Below are 20,938 nucleotides of genomic sequence, written 5' to 3' on the forward strand. Positions count from 1 at the left end.
TTTACTCTAAAAAATAAATATATCAATGTATTTGGTAAGTACCGATGAACAGTCAAACAAAAACAAATCCAGAGACTCAGCTTCCTTATGATGTTAAGCATTTACATGATTTGCTTGAACAACAAAAGCTTGCTTATTTACGTCATCCGGTACCCACTGCTAAAGAGCGTATTGATCGTTTAGCTCGTCTTAAAAGAGTCTTGGTAAAATATCAAGATCAGATTGCCGACGCAATTAACCTTGATTATGGCAATCGTGCAGTTATGGAAACAAAAATTGGTGAGCTACTCACCAGTTTGGAACAAATCAAATATTACAGTAAACATCTGACAGCGTGGATGAAACCTTCAAAACGCCATATCAGTGTATTACATCAGCCAGCAAAAGGTTGGGTACAATATCAACCTATGGGTGTAATCGGTATTATTACACCATGGAATTACCCATTACTTCTTTCAGTTGGGCCATTAATTTGTGCACTGGCAGCGGGCAACCATGCCATGATCAAAATTTCGAGTGCCTCTCCTAACTTTGGACGAGTTCTTGAAAGTGCATTAGCAGAAGCGTTCCCACAAGAATTAGTTGCTGTAGTAAATGGTGGCGGCGTTATTTCAGATGCTTTTAGTCATTTGCCTTTTGACAAAATGATTTTCACAGGCTCAACTTCTGTTGGAAAAACAGTGATGGCAGCCGCAGCTCAAAATCTGGTTCCTGTTATTCTTGAATTAGGCGGAAAATCTCCTGCTCTTGTGCATGCATCTATGGATATGAAAGATGTAGCTCAACGTATTGCTGTAGGAAAATTATGGAACGCGGGTCAAACCTGTGTTGCACCTGACCATATTTTCTTGCCGCGCGGGAAAACTGCCGAGTTCATCGAAAACTTTAAATTGATTGTGGCTGGCATGTATCCGCATTTCCGCAATAATCAAGATTACACGTCTATTATTAATGACAAGCAATACAACCGCATTCAGGGCTATCTTGAAAATGCCCGCGATCAAGGTGCTCGTATTATTGAAATTAATCCTCAAAATGAAATTTTAGATGATGTCCGTAAAATTGCACCGACTTTAGTTACAGGCGTAACAACTGCAATGGATATTATGCAAAATGAAATTTTTGGTCCGATCCTACCAATTTTAGAATATGACCAAATAGAAGAAGTTGTCGAATTCATTAATAGTCGCCCACGTCCTTTAGCGATGTATTATTTTGACTATGATCAGGCACGTGCTGACTATATTGCACAGCATACCCACTCAGGGCATTTCGGAATCAACATGGTGATTACCCATGTGGCTCAAGATGATTTACCGTTTGGGGGAATTGGTGCATCAGGTATGGGGAAATATCACGGACCAGAGGGCTTTTTTAGCCTTTCTCATGAACGTTCGGTGATGTCTAATCCAAAACTTTATAGCCTTAAATACATTCTTCCACCGTTCAATAAGCCCATTCATCGTTTCATTTCGAAAACCTTGTTGCGCTAACTGATCAAGGCATGATCTGTTATACTAAATCATGCCTCGTTTTTACCAATTCCGCTTGTCTTTTAATCGTATTTTTGGTATAAAACGCCCCTTGAATGAATTCATCCGTTTACATTTAGTATGACTGGCCACAGATTTGCTGTTGGCTGAATCAATGGAGTTACACCATGTCTAAGGTTTGCCAAGTTACCGGCAAGCGTCCAGTCGTTGGTAACAACGTCTCACACGCCAACAACAAAACCAAGCGCCGGTTCGAGCCGAACCTGCACCACCACCGTTTCTGGTTAGAAAGCGAAAAACGTTTTGTACGTCTTCGTTTAACCACTAAAGGTATGCGTATTATTGACAAATTGGGTATCGAAAAGGTTGTTGCAGACCTTCGTGCTCAAGGTCAAAAGATCTAAGGAGTCTGAACAATGCGTGATAAGATTCGTCTCGTTTCTACAGCTGGTACAGGTTATTTCTATACCACGACTAAAAACAAACGTACTATGCCGGAAAAAATGGAAATCAAAAAATTTGATCCAAAAATCCGTCAACACGTGATTTTCAAAGAAGCTAAAATCAAATAATTTTAGCCTCGAAAAAAAACGACTTCACAATGAAGTCGTTTTTTTTTGCATTTTTTTTATAGCTCGCTTTTTTTTGTTAAACTTTCCACATATTTCGCCTTGGCATTTTTTATGCTTGTCTTTAGCCTAACTCACGTAAAAGGAGTTTTTAGTGCCGCATGACGTAGATTTAATTGTTTTACTTGCTGTTGGTTTCGGTGTTGCCCTCTTTTTTGGTTATCTTGCAGCCCGATTACGACTTCCTCCTCTTATCGGCTATTTAATTGCCGGAATTATTATTAGCCCAAATACACCCGGTATAGAAGCAGATATTCATCTTGCTAATCAGCTTGCAGAACTCGGGGTCATGTTCCTGATGTTTGGTGTAGGAATGCACTTTTCATTAAATGACTTGCTGCTGGTTCGGCGTATTGCTGTACCAGGTGCGATTTTACAAATTGCGGTCGCTACCCTATTAGGGGTTGGTGTATCCATGCTCTGGGGATGGAGCTTTGGTTCGGCACTCGTTTTTGGCTTAAGTCTGTCGTGTGCGAGTACTGTTGTATTATTAAAAGCTTTAGGAGACCGAGGTCTTTTAGACTCAGTTAACGGCAAAATTGCTGTGGGTTGGCTGTTAGTCGAAGATTTAGTGATGGTACTTGTTTTAGTACTCCTTCCAGCTACAGCAGTTTTACTCGGCGGGAAAGCACCAGAAGGTGCAGATGGTAATATCTGGTTAACCCTTGGACTCACTTTATTAAAAGTAATTGGCTTTATTGCCTTTATGCTGATTGTAGGTAAACGTGTTGTACCTATTATTATGCAGTTTGTTGCTCGTTTAGGTTCAAGAGAGTTATTCACCCTTACTGTTGTTGCAGCTGCTGTTTCAATTGCTTACGGGTCTTATGCCATTTTTGGGGTTTCAATGGCATTAGGGGCTTTCTTTGCGGGGATGGTTGTTAAAGAGTCAGACTTTAGCCACCGCGCAGAAGAAGAAACACTTCCACTACGTGAAATTTTCTCAATTCTGTTTTTTGTTTCTGTGGGTATGCTGTTTGATCCACATATTCTTGTTGAACGTCCACTCCATATTTTGGCCGTTATCGCAATTATTATGATAGGTAAAACACTTGCTGCAATGGCTTTGGTTTTATTCTTTCGCTATCCACTTAATACAGCACTTACAGTTGGCGCGAGTTTGGCCCAAATTGGTGAATTCTCATTTATTTTAGCGACTCTCGGCGTCTCATTAGGCTTATTAAGCTTAGAAGCACAAAATCTGATTTTAGCTGGTGCTTTATTTTCGATAACGCTGAACTCTTTTATATTCTCTGCCATTGAGCCTGTACAACGCTGGATTCGTGAGCGCTCTCACCTAGCCCGACTTCTTGAACGTAGTGGTGACCCATTAGCCATGTTACCCGATGAAGTTGATCAGGCTTACTTACGCGATCAGGTTGTGATTGTTGGATATGGCGGTGTGGGACGACGTATTACTGAAAATTTAATTAATGAAAATATTAAAGTCGTTATTGCTGAAGAGAATCGTGAAATCGTAGAAAAGCTACGTCAGTCGAATATTGCTGCTGTGAGTGGTGTTGCAACCGAACCAGGTGTTTTAATTCAAGCACACATCATGCATGCAAGACTCTTGGTGATCTCACCTATGGATATTTTAGATATTCACCGTATTGTGGCGATCGCTAAGCAATTAAACCCTCAAATTCAGGTATTAATTTGCGCAGAAAGTAAAGAAGAAGCCGCGGTAATCAGAGATGAAAATATTGGTGAAGTGTTCTATGCCAAAGAGGAAATGGCAAAGAATATGAGCCATCATATATTAAATCAGATCGAGCTTGCCCATCAGTCAACTATTCATTAACCCATATAAAAAGCGTACTCAAGAGTACGCTTTTTTTAACTTAAGAATTTAGGCTGTTCGTCTAGTACCTCAGCCTGCCATTCATTTACCTGCTTTTCGAGCAGTCCAAATAGTGCAGCCTGAATCATATGCTGAGCAACAACTGGAGTTTGCTCACCCAAGATTGCTTTTACTTCATCGCTAAATTGAATTTTAACCAAGGGTTCATTCTCAGAACCTGCATTACGCAAGGCGAGTTCGCCACCTTCGAGTTGGACTAATTCCAAAACGGCTTCTTGATTTCCAAATAACTCTTTCAATTGCTGTATAGACATATATTTCCTCCATGTTTCAACATGGTGGCAAAGCACCCTTGCACTTTGCATCTCTTGTCTTATTTATATAGGCACACCCGGATTAAATTTCAAGCGTTCGGGCAGTTTAATTTTAGAACTCGACCATTTCATTACGAAAACCATCAATTAAATGGCTTAATTCACGATGCCATTCACGCAAAATCTTAACATCTGGCAACCAAGATTGAGGACCTTGAGTTACTTTGATAATAAGATTAGAAGATGTTTCTTCTTCTGGGGTCGGCTCTTTAGGTTCTGGTGCATATTGACACATACGGTAAGCTCGTTTGAGCTCTGCAACAAAACCATCTTTCGCCAATTGTTGCAAAACGGACACTTCTGGAGAAACTTGTCCTTTTGCCGCCATATGTTCTTCAATAGATTTTAAAGTGGGTTGCAATTCATTTAAACGGTAATAACGTACGAGTTCTTGTAAGAAAGCTAACATTGCGCCATGTAAATGAAATACAGCTGCTTCACGGTAAGCTTGTATCTGCTGCACATGATCGGTCTGTTCTGCATGTTGACACGCTAAGCGCGCAAAATAGAGCTTCTGATTGGTACGATCGGCATGATAACGAGCAACACGTGACATAACTAAACTTTCCTGTTTTAAAATCGCTATTGCAACAGCTAATCTTTAGCTTAACGACTCCATTAATAAAATCAACGTTATTTATGGTAAATCCAGCTCAACTTGATAAATTTTACGTTTAGCTAAAGTTTTTAAAGGCTGCTTTATAGGACGAACATTACTTAAAACCCAAGCAAAATACCCTTCGTCCCAAGCAGTTGCACATGCGGGCTCAATTTCATCATTTCGCCAAGCATGAATAGAGTCGACATCAACCAAAGCGACAGCAACTCCCTCTTCTTCATCAGTATCTTTAACCAAAAAATTTTGGTTCTCGACAATTAATAGATCTTTGATTGGCAGTTTTGTAGGTACCCATGAACGCACTTCAAGTGTTTTGATACCTTCAGCGATGCGAGTACCATTTGGCGTTACAATCGAAAGAGCTAAAAGCTGTTTTTTCACACTAAAGACTTATTCTTCAGCTGCTTTAACGCGAATTCCATTACCTTTAACTTTAAGCAGATTTAAGCCTTTAATGGCCTTAATTGCTTCACGTGGGTTAGGCATTTCAACAAAACCAAAACCTTTCGATTTACCTGTGTCTTTATCAGTAACAAGAACACACGTTTCAACTTTACCAAATGCTTTGAATAAATCTAAAATTTCAGTTTCACTCACAGCACGATCTAAATTACGAACTAATATCTTCATTTTCTAACCTTAATTGGCAATTAAAGGGAGTAGCCAATATATTTAAGTAATCACAGTGTCTTATACAGTAGTTTAATCCAGATCGATACCAAAACCTAAATTTACTGTAGGTGAACGGTTCCATTGCTTTTTAGCAAATGGCTGAGGTACTTGCCTATGAATCTTTGCCTGAACTAAATGTGCAGGAAGGTCATTTAGGAAATAACTTTCGATTTTACGACCTTGTTCGTCATAATTATCTTCTGACCATGTATTGAGATTTTGCTTAGTCAAAATTAATTCATTCTCTGCACGTGTTAATGCAACATACAATACGCGGCGCTCTTCTTCGACATCATCAAAATCGCCCTGTGCCCTTGCATAAGGATATTGATTTGGAGATACATGAGGTACATAGCAGACTTTCTGTTCAGCACCTTTAGCGGAATGAATCGTAATTAACGTCACTAAATCCTGATCAGCAGCTTTCTCAATTTCAGAAACTGAAATAGGTTCAAGAACATATTCTTCGAGGAATTCACCTAAAGATGCATGTTTACGTGCAAGTTGTTTGACTAAATCAAAGTCTTTTAATCGGCGTGACCAATCTTTAGTTTTATAATTTTGTTCTAGTTGTTCACCTAAAGCATCAAGTGCCAATCCAATGCTTGCTTCAACATGCTGCTGTAATACATCTAACTGTTTTAAAATTAAAATCGCTTGTAAAGGGACTTTCCCATGACGTTCTAGACGGTTACAGCGCTCTTCAACGTCAACAATTCCCATCAACTCTTGCGCGAGCTTACTTGCACCAACGTCACCAATACCATCCCACAAGGTTAAAAAACGCATCCACGCCAAATCATCGTGAGGATTGCTCACAATGCGTAGCAAGCTAAGCACGTCTTTCACGTGTGCAGATTCAAGAAGTTTTACCCCACCAATAAAACGATAAGGCACTTCAGCAGCAATAAAGGCCCCTTCCAGATATCGCGCACTATAGCCTGAACGGACCAAAACCATATGGTCGTACCAGCTTGCACCTTGCTGATGTCGCGTTATTAAGTCCTGTGCAATCCAGTTTGCTTCTTCATACTCATTACCAAATAGGTGTAGCTGAGGCTTTTGTCCTTGCCCTCGATGAGCTTGCAGCTGTTTTTTATAATCGATTGGGCTATGCGCCAACAACCAGTTTGATAAATCCAAGATTTCTTGAGTCGAACGATAATTTAAATCCAGTGTATGAATAACTGCGTCAGGTATCCGTTCTTTAAAAGAATGGATATTTTCAAAGTCTGCACCGCGAAAACCATAAATCGACTGGGCATCATCACCAACACAAAACAGCTTCACTTTGCCAATCAATGGTTGCAATAAAGCCCATTGCAAAGGATTGGTATCTTGCATTTCATCAACTAGCAATGCCTGACAAAAACCTGCCACCCAATTCGTTAAGGCTTCTGAATTTTGTAAATGGACAGCCACAATTGACAAGATATCGTCGTAATCTAAAAAATTACGTTCTCGTTTACGCTGCTCATAGGTTTTCATTAAATCTGCAATTTGAGTCTTATGCTCATATGCATCTGGAAGCTGTTTGATTAATGCTTCAGAAAGCTTTGTTTGAGTATTTCTCGCATAAGAATATAAATCACACAGCTCTGCGGCTTTGGGCAAGACGTTATCTTTATCTTTACCTCTTAATAAGCGAAACATAAGCAACTGATCATCACGATCAATAATACTAAATTGATTTAACCCAAAAGCTTGTGGGTTACGGCGCAGTAAATACATACAAAAAGTATGAAAAGTTGAAGCTCGCAGACCCTTTGCCTGTGCTCCCACATGTTGTTCTACTCTCGCAACAATTTCACTCGCAGCACGACGAGTAAACGTTAAAATCTGGATTTGATTCGCTGGCAAGCCTTGATCAATTAAATAAGCTGCACGAGCAACAATGGTTTTAGTCTTGCCACAACCAGCGCCCGCCAAAACTAAACAGTTTTGCGCAGACGTAGTGGCTGCTTTTTTTTGCTGAGCATTTAGTTCATTAATTAATTTTGCAAGACTCATAACACATATCGCTAAAACACCAAGATATAGTTTAACAGACCGAGACAACAGATGGGTCTGCCTATCCTAAAAACAAAAAGAGCACTTAAAGTGCTCTTTGGTTGAATATTGCTTTTTAAGATACTGTTTTTGAACTAGAAGGAAGATGCTTAATGGCTGAAGCCAAACCTAGAAAGTTAATTCCCTGAAATAAAATATCAATAGCAAGGAACATTCCCAATACCCAAAAAGGTGAATCTTTAGAAACTAAAATTAAAATACCTGTAGCGAGCGTCAATAACCCTGAGAACAGGGTCCAGCCCCATCCAGTAATTGGCTTAAGTAAAATTGCATTTATAGTACGTATAGCACCAGCAATGATCAGCGCTATAGATAATAGGCTCGTCAGCACCACTGCTGTTGTGACTGGAGTAGAAAACGCATAATAACCAGCCATTAAATAAAGTACACCAAACAGTGCCCATAACCATCGGCTTGCGCCTTTAAAAACACTCATAGCCGCGACGAGATGCAAAACACCGCCGACCATCATGAGTATTCCAAATAAAAAAACAACAGAAAAGGTCGCAAATGGCAATGAACTAAATAAAATCAGGCCAAAACCAATAAGCACAAAGCCCAATATCAAATACCATTTACGGTCAGCATGTAACTGATTACGTACTAAATCATTACCTACAGTTTTCATCATGGCTACTCTTATTATCAGGTATTAGAATTTCATCTACCTAATAATAGTGATGCACTTCACATTTTTTGTCTGTATAAAATCTGCATCGTTTCTTAACAATTGATGTGGATAAAGCAGTATTTATCCACAGTTTTATTTCACCCAGCCAATTTCTTGAGCTGTAGGTAAACCTATTATTGTTTCATGTAAGCCATTCGGCATTTTACTGCTCTGCTCAGACAAAGGCATTCGACCACCCATGATTTCGGCATTAGTTTGTGGATATAGAGGCACTTTTTCAGGTTGAGCATAACCTAAAGGGTAAATAGGTTGTCCTGTTTTTAAATCATATTTGTCTTGTGCCCCAAAGCCATGTAATAGCTCATGAACAATCACAACCTGATTTTGTGAAGCTTGTGTCTTGGTCGCAAATAAATTCACACTACCAATACGACCTTTTTCTAAAGCAGTTGAATGGATTAAGACTTTTTGGTAGTTAGGATCATAATAATTTAAATAAAGTTTAAGTGATGCTCCACTGTCTTCAGGTTGTTTTTGTCGCCATGCATAGAAACGAAATTTTAAGCTCCACCACATAACATGCAAAATATTGGCATTTTGAGGAACCTCGGGTGGTCGTTGCTGCAACTGTTGTCCTAAGCGAATTGTAAAGTTTCCTGATTGTCCACGATAATGCTGTGACCACTCACTTAAATAGCTGTTAATTGCCCAAAAATCTTCGTTTTTCAACTGATGGATATAGGCCTGTGTTGTCTCTAAACCATCTGCATTAACTGGATGTAAAACGACTACAACTGGTCGATTCCAATCTTGATTTTGATCTCGCCATGCTTGAACAGCAACAATCAATAAAATAATTAATAAACATAAGACCCGAATGTTTTTCCACATTCTTATTCCCCATAAAATTAAAATTTTCTTTTATTGTTTTAGATATAAAAAATGCTAGCTGAGCTAGCATTTTTTATGGTGGACTTGGTTAGCCCTCAACCCATTTACCATCTTGGTAAACTAGGCTCCATTTGGTTTGTTTACCTTCTGGGGTTTCCGAACCGACATATTGTGATTGATTCTTACGACTGAATTTCACAATTGTTGGATTACCTTCAGGGTCTACATCTGGCGCTTGTAAAATAAATTGATATTTTGGATCAAGCTGAGCTGCCACACTACGTAACTCTGCAACTTTTGGTGCACGTGTTTCACGAATTTTCGGGAATTTACTCGCTGCCAAGAATAAGCCAGCTGCACCGTCACGCAATACAAAGAAGTCATCATGTTTCGCTGAACGTAAATGTTCCATCTTGATTGGTTCTACACGTGGAGGTGCAGGTTGACCACTTTTCAAGACTTTACGGGTATTGTCACAGCTTGTACAAGCGAAATACGGGCCAAAACGACCAGTCTTAAGCTGCATTTCACCATCACATTTATCACATGGGATCGTTGGCCCATCATACCCCTTAATCTTGAACTCACCTTCTTCAAGCTCAAAACCATCGCAGTCAGGGTTATTACCACATACGTGCAGTTTACGGCCACCATCAATCACATAGCTGTCCATGGCAGTGCCACATTTTGCACAGCGATGCTTTGACATCAAGTCAGCAGTTTCAGCACCATCATCATCAGATAACGCAGCTAAAGACTCAACAGGTGTTAAGTTCAGTGTACCCTTACAACGCTCTTTAGGCGGCAAGTTATAGCCAGAACACCCTAAGAATACACCTGTTGTACCCGTACGAATTTGCATTGGACGTGAGCATTCAGGGCAATGCACTGCTGGTACTTCAACCGGTTGGTTACGGCGCATGCCATGCTCACCTTGAGCATTAGTAAGACGTTTCTTAAAGTCGCCGTAGAAAGTATCTAGTAACTCTTTCCAGTTACGCTCGCCTGTTGCAACTTTATCAAGCTGTCCTTCAAGGTCTGCCGTAAACGCATAGTTCATCAAGTTATTAAAACTTTCATCAAGACGATCCGTCACAATCTCACCCATTTTTTCGGCGAAAAGACGACGGTTTTCTAACTTAACGTAACCACGTTCCTGAATAGTAGAAATAATCGCTGCATAAGTCGAAGGACGACCAATACTACGTTTTTCAAGCTCTTTAACCAAAGATGCTTCAGTAAAACGTGCAGGTGGTTTAGTAAAGTGCTGACTTGGATCTAACTTTTCTAACTTTAAAATTTCGCCTACTTTAATAGCAGGTAAAATAATATCGTCATCTGACTTATTCGCTCCACGTACTTTAGTAAAGCCTTCAAATACAAGCGTACGGCCTTTCGCCTTTAGCTCAACATTCGCTGCTTCAACAATCAACGTAGAAGACAAATATTCTGCTGGTGTCATTTGACACGCAACAAACTGACGCCAGATCAAATCATAGAGACGTTGAGCATCACGCTCTACACCCGCAAGCTGATCACCTGTTAGTGCAACATTTGACGGACGAATCGCTTCATGGGCTTCTTGAGCACCCGCTTTGTTCCCATAGCGGTTTGGCTTTGCCGGTAAATATTTTTCACCATATTGGCTTTCAATATGCGCACGTACCATGCTTACTGCATCATCACTCAAGAAAGTTGAGTCAGTACGCATATAGGTAATAAAACCAGCTTCATATAAACGCTGAGCCAACATCATGGTTTTCTTCACAGAAAAGCCTAAACGTGTACTCGCAGCCTGTTGCAGAGTTGAAGTAATATAAGGTGCGCTTGGATTAACCTTAGTTGGTTTATCTTCACGCTGTGCAACTTTATATTCAGCACCTTTTAAAACATCTAATAAAGCATCAGTTTCAGCTTTATTTTTCAGTTTAAGGGTTTTACCAGCCTGTCTAAATGCTTCAAGACGTATGTCATCTTTTTTCGCTTGGGTATCTGCAAAAACTTGCCAATATTCTTCTGGAATAAAAGCACGAATTTCTCGCTCACGTTCTACAACCAGTTTTACTGCTACTGACTGCACACGTCCAGCAGATAAACCACGGGCAATTTTTTCCCAAAGTAATGGCGAAACCATAAAGCCCACGACACGGTCTAAGAAACGGCGTGCTTGCTGAGCATTTACACGGTTTAAATCTAGACGTGTTGGCTGTTTAAATGCTTCTTGAATGGCATTTTTAGTAATTTCGTTAAATACCACGCGGTGATAACGGCTGTCATCGCCACCAATCACTTCTCTTAGGTGCCAAGCAATGGCTTCCCCTTCTCTATCCAAGTCCGTTGCGAGATAGATTGCATCGGCATCTTTGGCGAGCTTTTTGAGTTCAGCTACAACATTTTCTTTACCAGGCAGAACTTCGTAATGAGCTTGCCAACCATGCTCAGGATCAACGCCCATACGATTAACTAAAGCCTGACTAGCTTTTTGTTCTTTTTCAGCTTCGGTGAGTTTAGTCCGGGCAGCCGGCTTTTTCTCTGTTGATTTACTGCCACCTGTTGGCAAGTCACGTACGTGACCTACAGAAGACTTTACAATGAATTGCGAACCCAAATATTTATTGATGGTTTTCGCTTTGGCAGGCGACTCCACAATCACTAAGGCACGTTTATGTGCAGCAGGTGCAGTAGATGCTGTGCTTTGAGATGCAGAGCGCGAGGTATTCGCCATATAAAATGTTATTCCTATACCAATAAATTTAAAAATCAGGCTTTAGCCAAGGTCAACAGATAAGCCTTCATCTCATCTAATTGTGTTGCTCTCAGGTCTGATTCCTCATCCCAATAAAGCCCTACACAGTTTGCCTGCATATCAATAGCATAAATCCCTTTTAATGCAATGGGAGAATCATTAAATTTCTCATCACCCTGAACCACTTTTAATTTGCCGTCTACAACACGAGCACGCATTAAAGATAAACGGGCATCGGGAATCAGTACACTATAATAAGCAACCATGCTGGCACGTTTTTCAGTAGCCATTGGAACATGTGTCCATTCAGGTGCAACAATTACACGTGGATGTAACCCTATTTTTCGGGCTTTATCACGCATAATACCAAGTGCCTTTTCACGTGGGCTCACTCTTAAACCAAAAATGGAGCCTAGTACGAAAAGAACAATGATAACGGTAACCCAAATTCCCATATTGTCCATAGCAAAACCTATTAATCTCTTTTATTAGAGTTGCATAAGCTGACCAGAAAACGCAAGTTACATCAGAAAAATAATGCCCGATAAGATCGCAAGACCCCAAATATCGGTATTTCACTGTGCAAATTGCAATATTGTCACTCAAATATAGTTAAGAGTTCTGACCATCATTAACAAGTGTCAACTTTCCAAATCGGTCGATATGGGCATCACCCCACAGTTTTAAAGCAAATAAAATTTGCTCAAGACTTTGCCCTAATTCGGTCAGGCAATATTCCACTTTAGGTGGGACCTGAGGGTAAACTTCCCGATGAATAATTCCGTCTTGCTCTAACTCACGTAACTGATTTGTCAGCATTCTTTGAGTAATGCTTGGAACACGCTTTCGAATTTCATTAAACCGTAAGGTGCCTTCATTAAATAAATGCCAAAGAATGACGCATTTCCACTTTCCGTCAATCAAACTAATGGCCGCCTCCACTGAACAACCTGGAGAGCAATCAAAACTTGAATGTCGTAGTTTTGCCATTTTACAGTATCCTTTTTGACACTATGAGCGTTATTTGTCTGTAGTCACTATTTTTAAGCTTACGTTATGATCAAACTCTCAACAAGAGGAATTATTATTATGAAAGCTGTGGCATATCAAAAAGCAGGTCCCATTACGTCACCAGAAGCACTCGTTAATATTGAACTCGACACTCCCGTTGCAGAAGGTCGTGATTTACTTGTTCGCGTTCAGGCGATTTCAGTTAATCCGGTTGATACAAAAATTCGCAACAATGTAAGCCCAGAAAATAATCAGTGGAAGACTCTTGGTTGGGATGCGGTAGGCATCGTTGAAGCGATTGGAGATCAAGTCTCGCAATTTAAAGTCGGAGATGCAGTCTGGTATGCAGGTGCACTCAATCGCCAAGGCAGTAATAGTGAATTGCAATTGGTTGATGAACGTATTGTGGGGCATAAACCAAAAACTTTAGAAGCAACTGAAGCAGCGGCTCTTCCTTTAACTGCTATCACAGCATGGGAAATGCTATTTGATCGGTTACAAGTACCCAAAGTTGCCCCAGAAAATACATCAATATTAGTGATTGGCGGAGCTGGTGGTGTAGGCTCAATCACAATTCAACTTCTTAAACAGTTGACTAACCTAACGATTATTGCGACAGCTTCAAGAGCCGAAACTAAAGAATGGGTTAAGCAACTTGGTGCCGACTATGTATTAGATCATCGGGAGCCTTTAGCAGCCCAAATCAAACAATTAGGCTTAACTGCACCTTTATATGTATTCTCAACCACTCAAACAGATCAGCATTTATCAGATATCGTAGAGTTGATTGCGCCACAAGGTCATTTTGGCTTAATTGATGATCCGGCCCAGTTAGATATTAAGCCTTTTAAATCGAAGTCTGTATCGGTGCATTGGGAGTTTATGTTTACACGTTCACTGTTCCAGACTGAAGATATGCAAAAACAAAGTGAACTATTAAATGAAGTCAGCAAGCTGGTTGACGAAGGAAAAATCAAAACGACCGTAACCGAGGTTATAAGTCCAATTAATGCTGAAAATTTAAAACGAGTTCATCAGCAAATTGAAAGCGGCACAACAAAAGGGAAAATCGTATTACATTGTTTTTAAGTAAAATTGAAGATATTCCCTAATAAAATGGCAAGTATTGAACTTGCCATTTTATTAGTAGTGAGGAGGTTTATTGGTTAATGGGTCAAAAGGTGCAATACCTTCAGATAAATCCGATGATTCCACACGTTGATAAAGAAATTGCATTTGTTTTTTTAAATCAGCTATTTCTTGGGTCTGAATAGCGAGTTGTTGATTTAATTCTTCAACTAAATCATCCAAAAATGTAATTCGCACTTGCAAATCTTCAATGGGTGCGGACAATGACGCTTGATCATCATGATATGGTGGTTTAGTCATTTAAATCCTCATTTGAGATTCTGGAAAACATTATGGCCTATATTACCCTAAGGGATGTCCAACTTGCTTTTGGCGGACCTGCCCTACTCGATGGCGCGAACTTTAATCTAGAACGTGGCGAACGAGTCTGTTTAATTGGGCGTAATGGTGAAGGTAAGTCTACTTTACTTAAACTGATCGAGGGAAGCCTATTACCAGATTCTGGTGAAGTTTCCATTCAAAATGGTCTAACTGTTTCAATGTTAGCCCAAGACGTTCCAATGGACTCTGGCAAAGTAGCTGACATTGTGGCAGATGGTGCAGGAGAAGCTTCTGAAGTACTCAGAGCTTATCATGAAGCGACCGATGCTTGTATGTTAGGAGATATGGAAGCCTGTGATCGCATGGGTAACCTTCAGCATAAGCTAGACCAACTAGATGGTTGGGCATTAGAAAATAAGGTAAATGCTCTTTTAAGTAAAATGGGGCTTGATCCAAATGCAGACTTAGCAGACCTGTCAGGTGGACGTAAACGCCGTGTTTTATTGGCTCGCGCTCTTTTAACACAGCCAGACGTATTACTTCTAGATGAACCAACGAACCATTTAGATGTTGAAAGTATTGAATGGTTAGAAAAGTTTTTATTAGATCAAAATAATTTAACGCTTCTATTTATTTCGCATGACCGTTCTTTTGTAGATAGCATTGCAACTCGAATTGTGGAACTCGACCGCGGCATTCTACGAGGTTATGAAGGCAATTATTCTCGCTATTTAGAGCTAAAAGCTCAGCAAATGGAAGCAGAAGAAAAACAGAATGCTTTATTTGATAAAAAGTTAGCTGAAGAAGAAGCTTGGATTCGCCAAGGCATTAAAGCACGTCGTACCCGTAATGAAGGCCGTGTTCGTGCTTTAAAAGCTTTACGTGAAGAATCGAAAGCACGCCGCTCACAACAAGGCAAAGTGAGTATGGCAACTCAAGATGCAAATCGTTCAGGTAAATTAGTATTTGATATCGAACATTTAAGCGTTGCTTACGATGATAACTTACTGATCAAAGATTTCTCTACCCTTGTTATGCGTGGCGATCGTATTGGCTTGGTAGGTGATAACGGCGTAGGTAAAACGACGTTGATTAAAGCCATTTTAGGTGAAATCGAACATGGCGGTTCAGTTAAAACAGGTACACAGTTAGAAGTTGCCTATTTTGACCAGTTACGTAATGCCCTAGACCTTGAAAAAACGGTAATGGCAAACGTTTCAGAAGGCTCTGACTTCGTTGATGTAAATGGCAACCGTCGTCATATCTACAGCTACCTTCAAGACTTCTTATTTTCACCTGAACGTGCTCGTACTCCAGTAAAAGCACTTTCTGGTGGTGAACGAAATCGAATCTTACTGGCTAAATTGCTACTCAAACCGTCGAATCTAATTGTAATGGATGAGCCAACCAATGATTTGGATATGGTGACTCTAGAGCTTCTAGAAGAAATGTTATCTGATTACAAAGGCACATTGCTTCTCATTAGCCATGATCGTGCATTTATGGATAACGTAGTAACATCTACATGGGTATTTGATGGTAAAGGTAATATTGCAGAATACATCGGTGGCTACCAAGACTATTTGCAGCAACGTCCAGATGACAAAGTAGTCGATCAGAAATCTGACGTTAAAAAAGCTCAAGCAAAAGCTGAAGCCGAAAAAGCTGCTGCCCAAAGTACCGTTAAAAAGGTCAAACTGAGTTATAAAGATCAGCGTGAACTTGAACAATTACCCGCTGAAATCGAGAAACTGGAAGTTGAACAAGCAGAACTTTCTGAGAAACTTGCAGATGGTTCATGGTTTGTTAAAGATGCTGATGCTGCGACCCAAGCAAGCCAACGCCTAGCAGAAATTGAAGAATTACTGCTTGAAAAATTGGAACGTTGGGACGTGCTTGAACAAATGAGCAAAGGAAACTAATTCGTTTTACTTTCCTAAAAGCCCCTAAAAAAGAGCCTTCTTAAATTAAGCAGGTTCTTTTTTTATATTGTGAATATAAGCTTTGAAAAACTTAAAGCTTATAAATCACATTCCTATCATGGATTATATCTTGGCTATTTTTAGTATTTTAAAATAGCCTTGTGCTTGAATATAGGACTTATAAAAATAATTATGTTATATCTAACAGCATAATAATATTGGAGTGTTTTGGCATGCTGGAGCTTTCTCAAATTTTAGCATTTGGACTAATTTGTTTGGCGATGGTACTCACTCCTGGTCCCAATATGATTTACCTTATTTCCCGCTCAATTTGCCAAGGGAAAACTGCTGGATTTATCTCTTTAGGTGGGGTAGCTGTAGGCTTTATCTTTTATATGCTTTGCGCATCTTTTGGTATTACGGCGTTAATTGTTGCTGTTCCTTATGCTTACGACACGATTCGTATTGCTGGTGCAATTTATTTACTCTGGCTTGCATGGAAAGCCCTACGTCCAAATGCCGCTCCGATTTTCAATGTAAAAGATTTATCAGTAGATTCCCCTGCTAAACTTTTTTTAATGGGTTTTGCGACCAACCTGCTTAATCCGAAAATTGCCATTATGTATTTATCTTTACTGCCACAGTTTATTCATCCACAACAAGGCAGTATTTTGTGGCAATCAATTCAACTCGGTACGATTCAAATTTTTGTCAGCGTTTCAGTAAATGCGCTTATTGTACTTTCTGCGGGTAGCATTGCCCTTTTTCTACAACAAAAACCTCTTTGGGCAAATATACAACGTTGGCTCATGGGAACTGTACTGGCAGGACTCGCTGTTAAAATTCTTTTAGAAAATCGCCGATAACTCAAGCTTCTTATTTCATCCTCTCTTAACACTCAATTGAACAGTGTATTACGACGATAAATTCAGTTCGTGATACACTTTTGCCTGTTTTAACTTTTTGAACTCTTTATATCGTTATGAGCCAAAAGCAGCCTTATACGCCCGGTGAATTTCAATGGTCCTTTTTATTGCCTAAATATTGGGGTGTTTGGATTGCTATTGTCTTTTTAATGCTTTTGGCTATTTTACCTTGGGCCATACAATGGCGTCTGGCGCATGGCGTAGCTCATCTGGCTTGGAAATATCTAAAATCACGCCGTAAAACCACTATTCGTAATTTAGAAGTCTGCTTTCCTGAATGGTCTGCGGATAAGGTTCAACAACAAGCTCAACAAGTTTTCGTCGATATGATGCTTGGGGTATTTGAAACCTTAAATGCATGGTACAGCCCACGCTGGTTTAAAAACCGAGTCACGATTGAAGGTTTAGAGCACATTACCAATGCCCAAGCTCAGGGCAAAGGTGTTTTATTACTGGGGACTCACAGCACGCTTCTTGATGCAGGCGGCTATGTTTGTGCTCAGTATTTTGAACCAGATGTTGTCTATCGGCCTCAAAATAACCCATTGCTCGATATGCTCATTTATCGTTGCCGTGGCACGATTTATAAAGCACAAATCGATCATGATGATATGCGTGGTTTAATTCGCCACCTTAAAGATGGCGATGCAATTTGGTATAGCCCCGACCAAGACTTTGGACTTAAACAAGGTGTTATGGCACCATTTTTTGGCGTACCTGCTGCCACAGTCACTGCCCACCGCCGCTTATTAAAAATCTCAAAAGCAGTCGCCGTGCCTTTATATTTCTATCGCCATGGAGATATTAAGAACCCGAAATATCACGTTCTGATTGAACCTGCGGTCGACAATATGCCAAGCGAAGACGAAGTCGATGATGCAACACGCGTCAATAAAATTATTGAAAATCAACTTCGCATCGCACCGACTCAATATATGTGGTTCCACCGTCGATTTAAGACACGTCCTGAGGGATATGAAGAGATCTATTAAATAATCTTCTGTAATGACCACACTGTAGTTATAAACATTTAAATAAACACCAGTATGTACTATCGTGCGAAGGCGACAAGGATGTCGCCTGTTGGACTACGACATCATGGATGTGTCGTTAGTCCAACAAATGGTTTTGTTACTTTTGCCAAAACAAAAGTAAGGAGTAAACTCCACCTATTGAATGAATAAACCGTAAGACCCCGCTTTGCTACAACCTAAAGGCAAAAAACAATGAAAGTGATGCAACTTCTCCCAGAACTCAATAGCGGTGGCGTAGAACGCGGCACACTAGAAATTGCACGTGCGCTCGTTGCACAAGGCCACCAATCATTGGTTGTTTCAAATGGTGGCCGTTTGGTCTCACAGCTCGAAGCTGAAGGTTCTACTCATTTAACGCTACCCATTCATAAAAAAGCACTTTCAAGCTTGTGGCAAATCCGCCCTTTACGCCAGCTGATTGAACAGCATCAACCCGATATTGTTCATGTACGCTCACGCGTACCTGCTTGGCTGACTCACTTTGCTTTAAGAAAAATACCTTCGAACAAACGCCCTCACCTCATTAGCACGGTGCATGGCTTTTATTCAGTCAATCGTTATAGTGCAATTATGACTCAGGCCGAAAAAGTGATTGCTGTTTCAGAGAGTGTAGTTAAATACATCACTGACCATTATAAAAACTGCCCTCCCCAAGATATTGTTCGGATTTATCGAGGAATTGATCCAGCCGCGTTTCCACATAGTTATCAGCCATCAGCACAATGGTTTAATCAAGTTTTTAATGACTTTCCTGAACTCGAAAATAAGTTTTTACTTTGCTTGCCTGGTCGTATTACACGTTTAAAGGGCCATGAAAGCTTAATTGAATTGATGCAAAAACTAGGTGAACAATATCCTCAACTACATGCTGTGGTTGTTGGTGGTGCCGATGCTAAAAAACAGGCCTATTTAAGTGAGTTGCAAAGCACCATTCAAAGCAAAGGACTCGCAGATAAAATTACCTTTGTAGGACATCGCTCAGATATTCGCGAATGGCTCGCTTTTAGCGATATTGTGCTCTCTCTATCCAATCAAGCAGAAACATTTGGCAGAACAGCATTAGAAGCGCTCTCAGTCGGTACTCCAGTCATTGGCTGGAACCGTGGAGGCGTGGCCGAAATTTTATCAAATGTCTATTCACAAGGTCTTGTTGAAGTAGGAAATGAAAAGGCTTTACTTGAAACAGTGGAACAGCATATTGAACAACCTCAAGTCGTTGCCCCTGTTACTATGTTTAGCCTGAAAGACATGTGTGATCAGACACTGGCGTTATATGAATCTGTACTGAAATAACCTCATAAAAAAACCCGCGATCAACGCGGGTTTTTATTACAACAATAAAAAGTCAGCTTTATTTAAGCGATGCTTCATAAGCTGCTGCTTTTTCATAGTCGTATTGTTTTTCCCATTTACTAATCACAAGTACTGCAAGTGCATTACCTACAACGTTCAACGCGGTACGTGCCATATCCATGATACGGTCAACACCAGCAATAAATGCCAAGCCTTCTACAGGAATACCAACACTACCTAATGTTGCTAATAACACAACAAACGATACGCCAGGAACACCCGCAATACCTTTAGAAGTAATCATTAAAGTTACAACTAAAATGACCTGTTGGCTAATTGACATTTCAATACCGTAAAGCTGTGCAATAAAGATTGCCGCGATACTTTGGTAAAGCGTAGAACCGTCAAGGTTAAATGAATAACCTGTTGGGATTACAAAACTAGAAATTGCTTTAGGCGCGCCATAAGCTTCCATCTTTTGCATAATACGCGGTAAAACTGTTTCAGAGCTTGCAGTTGAATATGCCAAAATTAATTCATCTTTCAAAATCTTAAACAAAGTAAAGATATTGATGCTGAACATTTTTGCAGTTAAACCAAGTACCACCAAAGCAAAGAACAAGATCGCGCCATATACCAACACGACTAACTTGCCTAAAGGGATAAGCGAAGCGAAACCGAAGTTTGCAACCGTTACTGCAATCAAACCAAACACACCCACTGGCGCATATTTCATGATGATGTGCGTTACACGGAACATTGTTTCCGATACAGCATGAAATACGTTTAATAATGGATCTTTAGTTGTTGCTGGTAATGAAGACAAACCAATACCAAATAACACAGCAAAGAAAATCACAGGTAACATTTCGCCATGCGCCATTGAACTAATAATGTTCGTTGGGATAAGCGATAATATTGTCTGCATGATGCCATGAGACTGTGACTGAACTTCTTCAGTTGTATGCTTATATTGAGAAATATCAGTTTGAACCAGTTGAGACATATCAATGCCTGAACCTGGATGGAAGATATTCGCTGCAACTAAGCCCACCAAAATGGCAATAGTGGTAATAATTTCAAAATAGAGAATGGTTTTAAAACCAAGTCGCCCTAAACTTTTCGTACTGCCAACACCTGCAATACCTAAAATTAAGGTAGAGAAAACGATTGGAATAACAATCATTTTAATCAGGCTAATGAAAATCTTACCAAGTGGCGTAAGAACATTAGTTACAATACTGTCTTTGATTTCAGGCTGATTATGTAAAACAGCCCCGACAACTATCCCTAGGATTAAAGCAATTAAAATTTGCCAAGCAAGGCTAAATTTAAAATTCTTCATAAGACAATCCTTATGCACCGCAAAGTATCAAATATGAGAGGGAGAAGACCACTAACTAAGAGTGAAAC

The 20,938-nt window shown here is 40.0% G+C and carries 21 protein-coding genes; 9 read left to right on the top strand and 12 right to left on the bottom strand.

Annotated elements, in window-relative coordinates:
* Positions 1 to 44 precede the first annotated feature (44 nt).
* The 4 genes from MJX77_RS03065 to MJX77_RS03080 all read left to right on the top strand — a co-directional run bounded on the left by MJX77_RS03065 (position 45) and on the right by MJX77_RS03080 (position 3,926).
* Positions 45 to 1,493, top strand: a complete 1,449-nt coding sequence (locus MJX77_RS03065; protein ID WP_005302127.1) for a coniferyl aldehyde dehydrogenase — start codon at positions 45 to 47, stop codon at positions 1,491 to 1,493.
* Positions 1,494 to 1,660: 167 nt separating this feature from the next.
* Positions 1,661 to 1,897 carry a 50S ribosomal protein L28 gene (rpmB, locus tag MJX77_RS03070; protein ID WP_000048256.1) on the top strand — a complete coding sequence of 79 codons (237 nt, stop codon included), beginning with the start codon at positions 1,661 to 1,663 and terminating at the stop codon, positions 1,895 to 1,897.
* 12 nt (positions 1,898 to 1,909) lie between these two features.
* Complete coding sequence (gene rpmG, locus MJX77_RS03075) at positions 1,910 to 2,065, top strand: 50S ribosomal protein L33 (protein ID WP_003654787.1); 156 nt, start codon at positions 1,910 to 1,912, stop codon at positions 2,063 to 2,065.
* 151 nt (positions 2,066 to 2,216) lie between these two features.
* Positions 2,217 to 3,926 (top strand): cation:proton antiporter, encoded by a 1,710-nt coding sequence (locus MJX77_RS03080; RefSeq protein WP_111855536.1) that lies wholly within the window; start codon positions 2,217 to 2,219, stop codon positions 3,924 to 3,926.
* Between the two features lie 35 nt (positions 3,927 to 3,961).
* Here MJX77_RS03080 and MJX77_RS03085 read toward each other — a convergent pair whose 3' ends face one another.
* From MJX77_RS03085 to MJX77_RS03130, 10 genes are all read right to left on the bottom strand, one after another.
* On the bottom strand, positions 3,962 to 4,240 hold the full coding sequence (locus MJX77_RS03085) for a hypothetical protein (protein ID WP_002114792.1): 279 nt from the start codon (positions 4,238 to 4,240) through the stop codon (positions 3,962 to 3,964).
* Between the two features lie 112 nt (positions 4,241 to 4,352).
* Complete coding sequence (locus tag MJX77_RS03090; RefSeq protein WP_252060528.1) at positions 4,353 to 4,856, bottom strand: DUF6586 family protein; 504 nt, start codon at positions 4,854 to 4,856, stop codon at positions 4,353 to 4,355.
* A gap of 81 nt (positions 4,857 to 4,937) precedes the next feature.
* A complete protein-coding gene (locus tag MJX77_RS03095; protein WP_252060529.1) occupies positions 4,938 to 5,300 on the bottom strand; it encodes an ASCH domain-containing protein in 363 nt (120 codons plus the stop codon).
* 9 nt (positions 5,301 to 5,309) lie between these two features.
* Positions 5,310 to 5,549 (bottom strand): RNA recognition motif domain-containing protein, encoded by a 240-nt coding sequence (locus MJX77_RS03100; RefSeq protein ID WP_151821247.1) that lies wholly within the window; start codon positions 5,547 to 5,549, stop codon positions 5,310 to 5,312.
* Between the two features lie 72 nt (positions 5,550 to 5,621).
* Complete coding sequence (locus MJX77_RS03105; RefSeq protein WP_224973968.1) at positions 5,622 to 7,601, bottom strand: ATP-dependent helicase; 1,980 nt, start codon at positions 7,599 to 7,601, stop codon at positions 5,622 to 5,624.
* 115 nt (positions 7,602 to 7,716) lie between these two features.
* Entirely contained in the window at positions 7,717 to 8,289 is a 573-nt protein-coding gene (locus MJX77_RS03110; protein ID WP_034596457.1) for an HdeD family acid-resistance protein, read from the bottom strand.
* 135 nt (positions 8,290 to 8,424) lie between these two features.
* A complete protein-coding gene (locus tag MJX77_RS03115) occupies positions 8,425 to 9,183 on the bottom strand; it encodes a hypothetical protein (RefSeq protein WP_252060530.1) in 759 nt (252 codons plus the stop codon).
* 88 nt (positions 9,184 to 9,271) lie between these two features.
* A complete protein-coding gene (gene topA, locus MJX77_RS03120; RefSeq protein ID WP_252060531.1) occupies positions 9,272 to 11,908 on the bottom strand; it encodes a type I DNA topoisomerase in 2,637 nt (878 codons plus the stop codon).
* A 35-nt stretch (positions 11,909 to 11,943) separates the two neighbouring features.
* Entirely contained in the window at positions 11,944 to 12,393 is a 450-nt protein-coding gene (locus MJX77_RS03125) for an ammonium transporter (RefSeq protein WP_151988864.1), read from the bottom strand.
* Positions 12,394 to 12,541: 148 nt separating this feature from the next.
* Entirely contained in the window at positions 12,542 to 12,919 is a 378-nt protein-coding gene (locus MJX77_RS03130) for a winged helix-turn-helix transcriptional regulator (protein WP_107880690.1), read from the bottom strand.
* A 99-nt stretch (positions 12,920 to 13,018) separates the two neighbouring features.
* Between MJX77_RS03130 and MJX77_RS03135 the strand changes: the two genes are divergently transcribed.
* Positions 13,019 to 14,029 (top strand): zinc-binding alcohol dehydrogenase family protein, encoded by a 1,011-nt coding sequence (locus tag MJX77_RS03135; protein ID WP_252060532.1) that lies wholly within the window; start codon positions 13,019 to 13,021, stop codon positions 14,027 to 14,029.
* 54 nt (positions 14,030 to 14,083) lie between these two features.
* Here the strand turns inward: MJX77_RS03135 and MJX77_RS03140 are convergent, their stop codons facing one another.
* Positions 14,084 to 14,329, bottom strand: coding sequence for a SlyX family protein (locus tag MJX77_RS03140; RefSeq protein ID WP_005302092.1), 246 nt, complete (start codon positions 14,327 to 14,329; stop codon positions 14,084 to 14,086).
* Between the two features lie 32 nt (positions 14,330 to 14,361).
* Here MJX77_RS03140 and MJX77_RS03145 point away from each other — a divergent pair, with 32 nt between their 5' ends.
* The 4 genes from MJX77_RS03145 to MJX77_RS03160 all read left to right on the top strand — a co-directional run bounded on the left by MJX77_RS03145 (position 14,362) and on the right by MJX77_RS03160 (position 19,525).
* Positions 14,362 to 16,272, top strand: a complete 1,911-nt coding sequence (locus MJX77_RS03145; RefSeq protein WP_191900523.1) for an ATP-binding cassette domain-containing protein — start codon at positions 14,362 to 14,364, stop codon at positions 16,270 to 16,272.
* Between the two features lie 233 nt (positions 16,273 to 16,505).
* Entirely contained in the window at positions 16,506 to 17,138 is a 633-nt protein-coding gene (locus MJX77_RS03150; protein WP_004794830.1) for a LysE family translocator, read from the top strand.
* A 116-nt stretch (positions 17,139 to 17,254) separates the two neighbouring features.
* Complete coding sequence (locus tag MJX77_RS03155) at positions 17,255 to 18,190, top strand: LpxL/LpxP family acyltransferase (protein WP_013199017.1); 936 nt, start codon at positions 17,255 to 17,257, stop codon at positions 18,188 to 18,190.
* 234 nt (positions 18,191 to 18,424) lie between these two features.
* Positions 18,425 to 19,525, top strand: coding sequence for a glycosyltransferase family 4 protein (locus MJX77_RS03160; RefSeq protein ID WP_252060533.1), 1,101 nt, complete (start codon positions 18,425 to 18,427; stop codon positions 19,523 to 19,525).
* A 58-nt stretch (positions 19,526 to 19,583) separates the two neighbouring features.
* Here MJX77_RS03160 and gltP read toward each other — a convergent pair whose 3' ends face one another.
* Positions 19,584 to 20,870, bottom strand: a complete 1,287-nt coding sequence (gltP, locus tag MJX77_RS03165) for a glutamate/aspartate:proton symporter GltP (RefSeq protein WP_004794835.1) — start codon at positions 20,868 to 20,870, stop codon at positions 19,584 to 19,586.
* Positions 20,871 to 20,938: the final 68 nt, after the last annotated feature.

It is taken from the genome of Acinetobacter sp. AHP123, assembly GCF_023757925.1.
GTDB lineage: Bacteria > Pseudomonadota > Gammaproteobacteria > Pseudomonadales > Moraxellaceae > Acinetobacter > Acinetobacter oleivorans.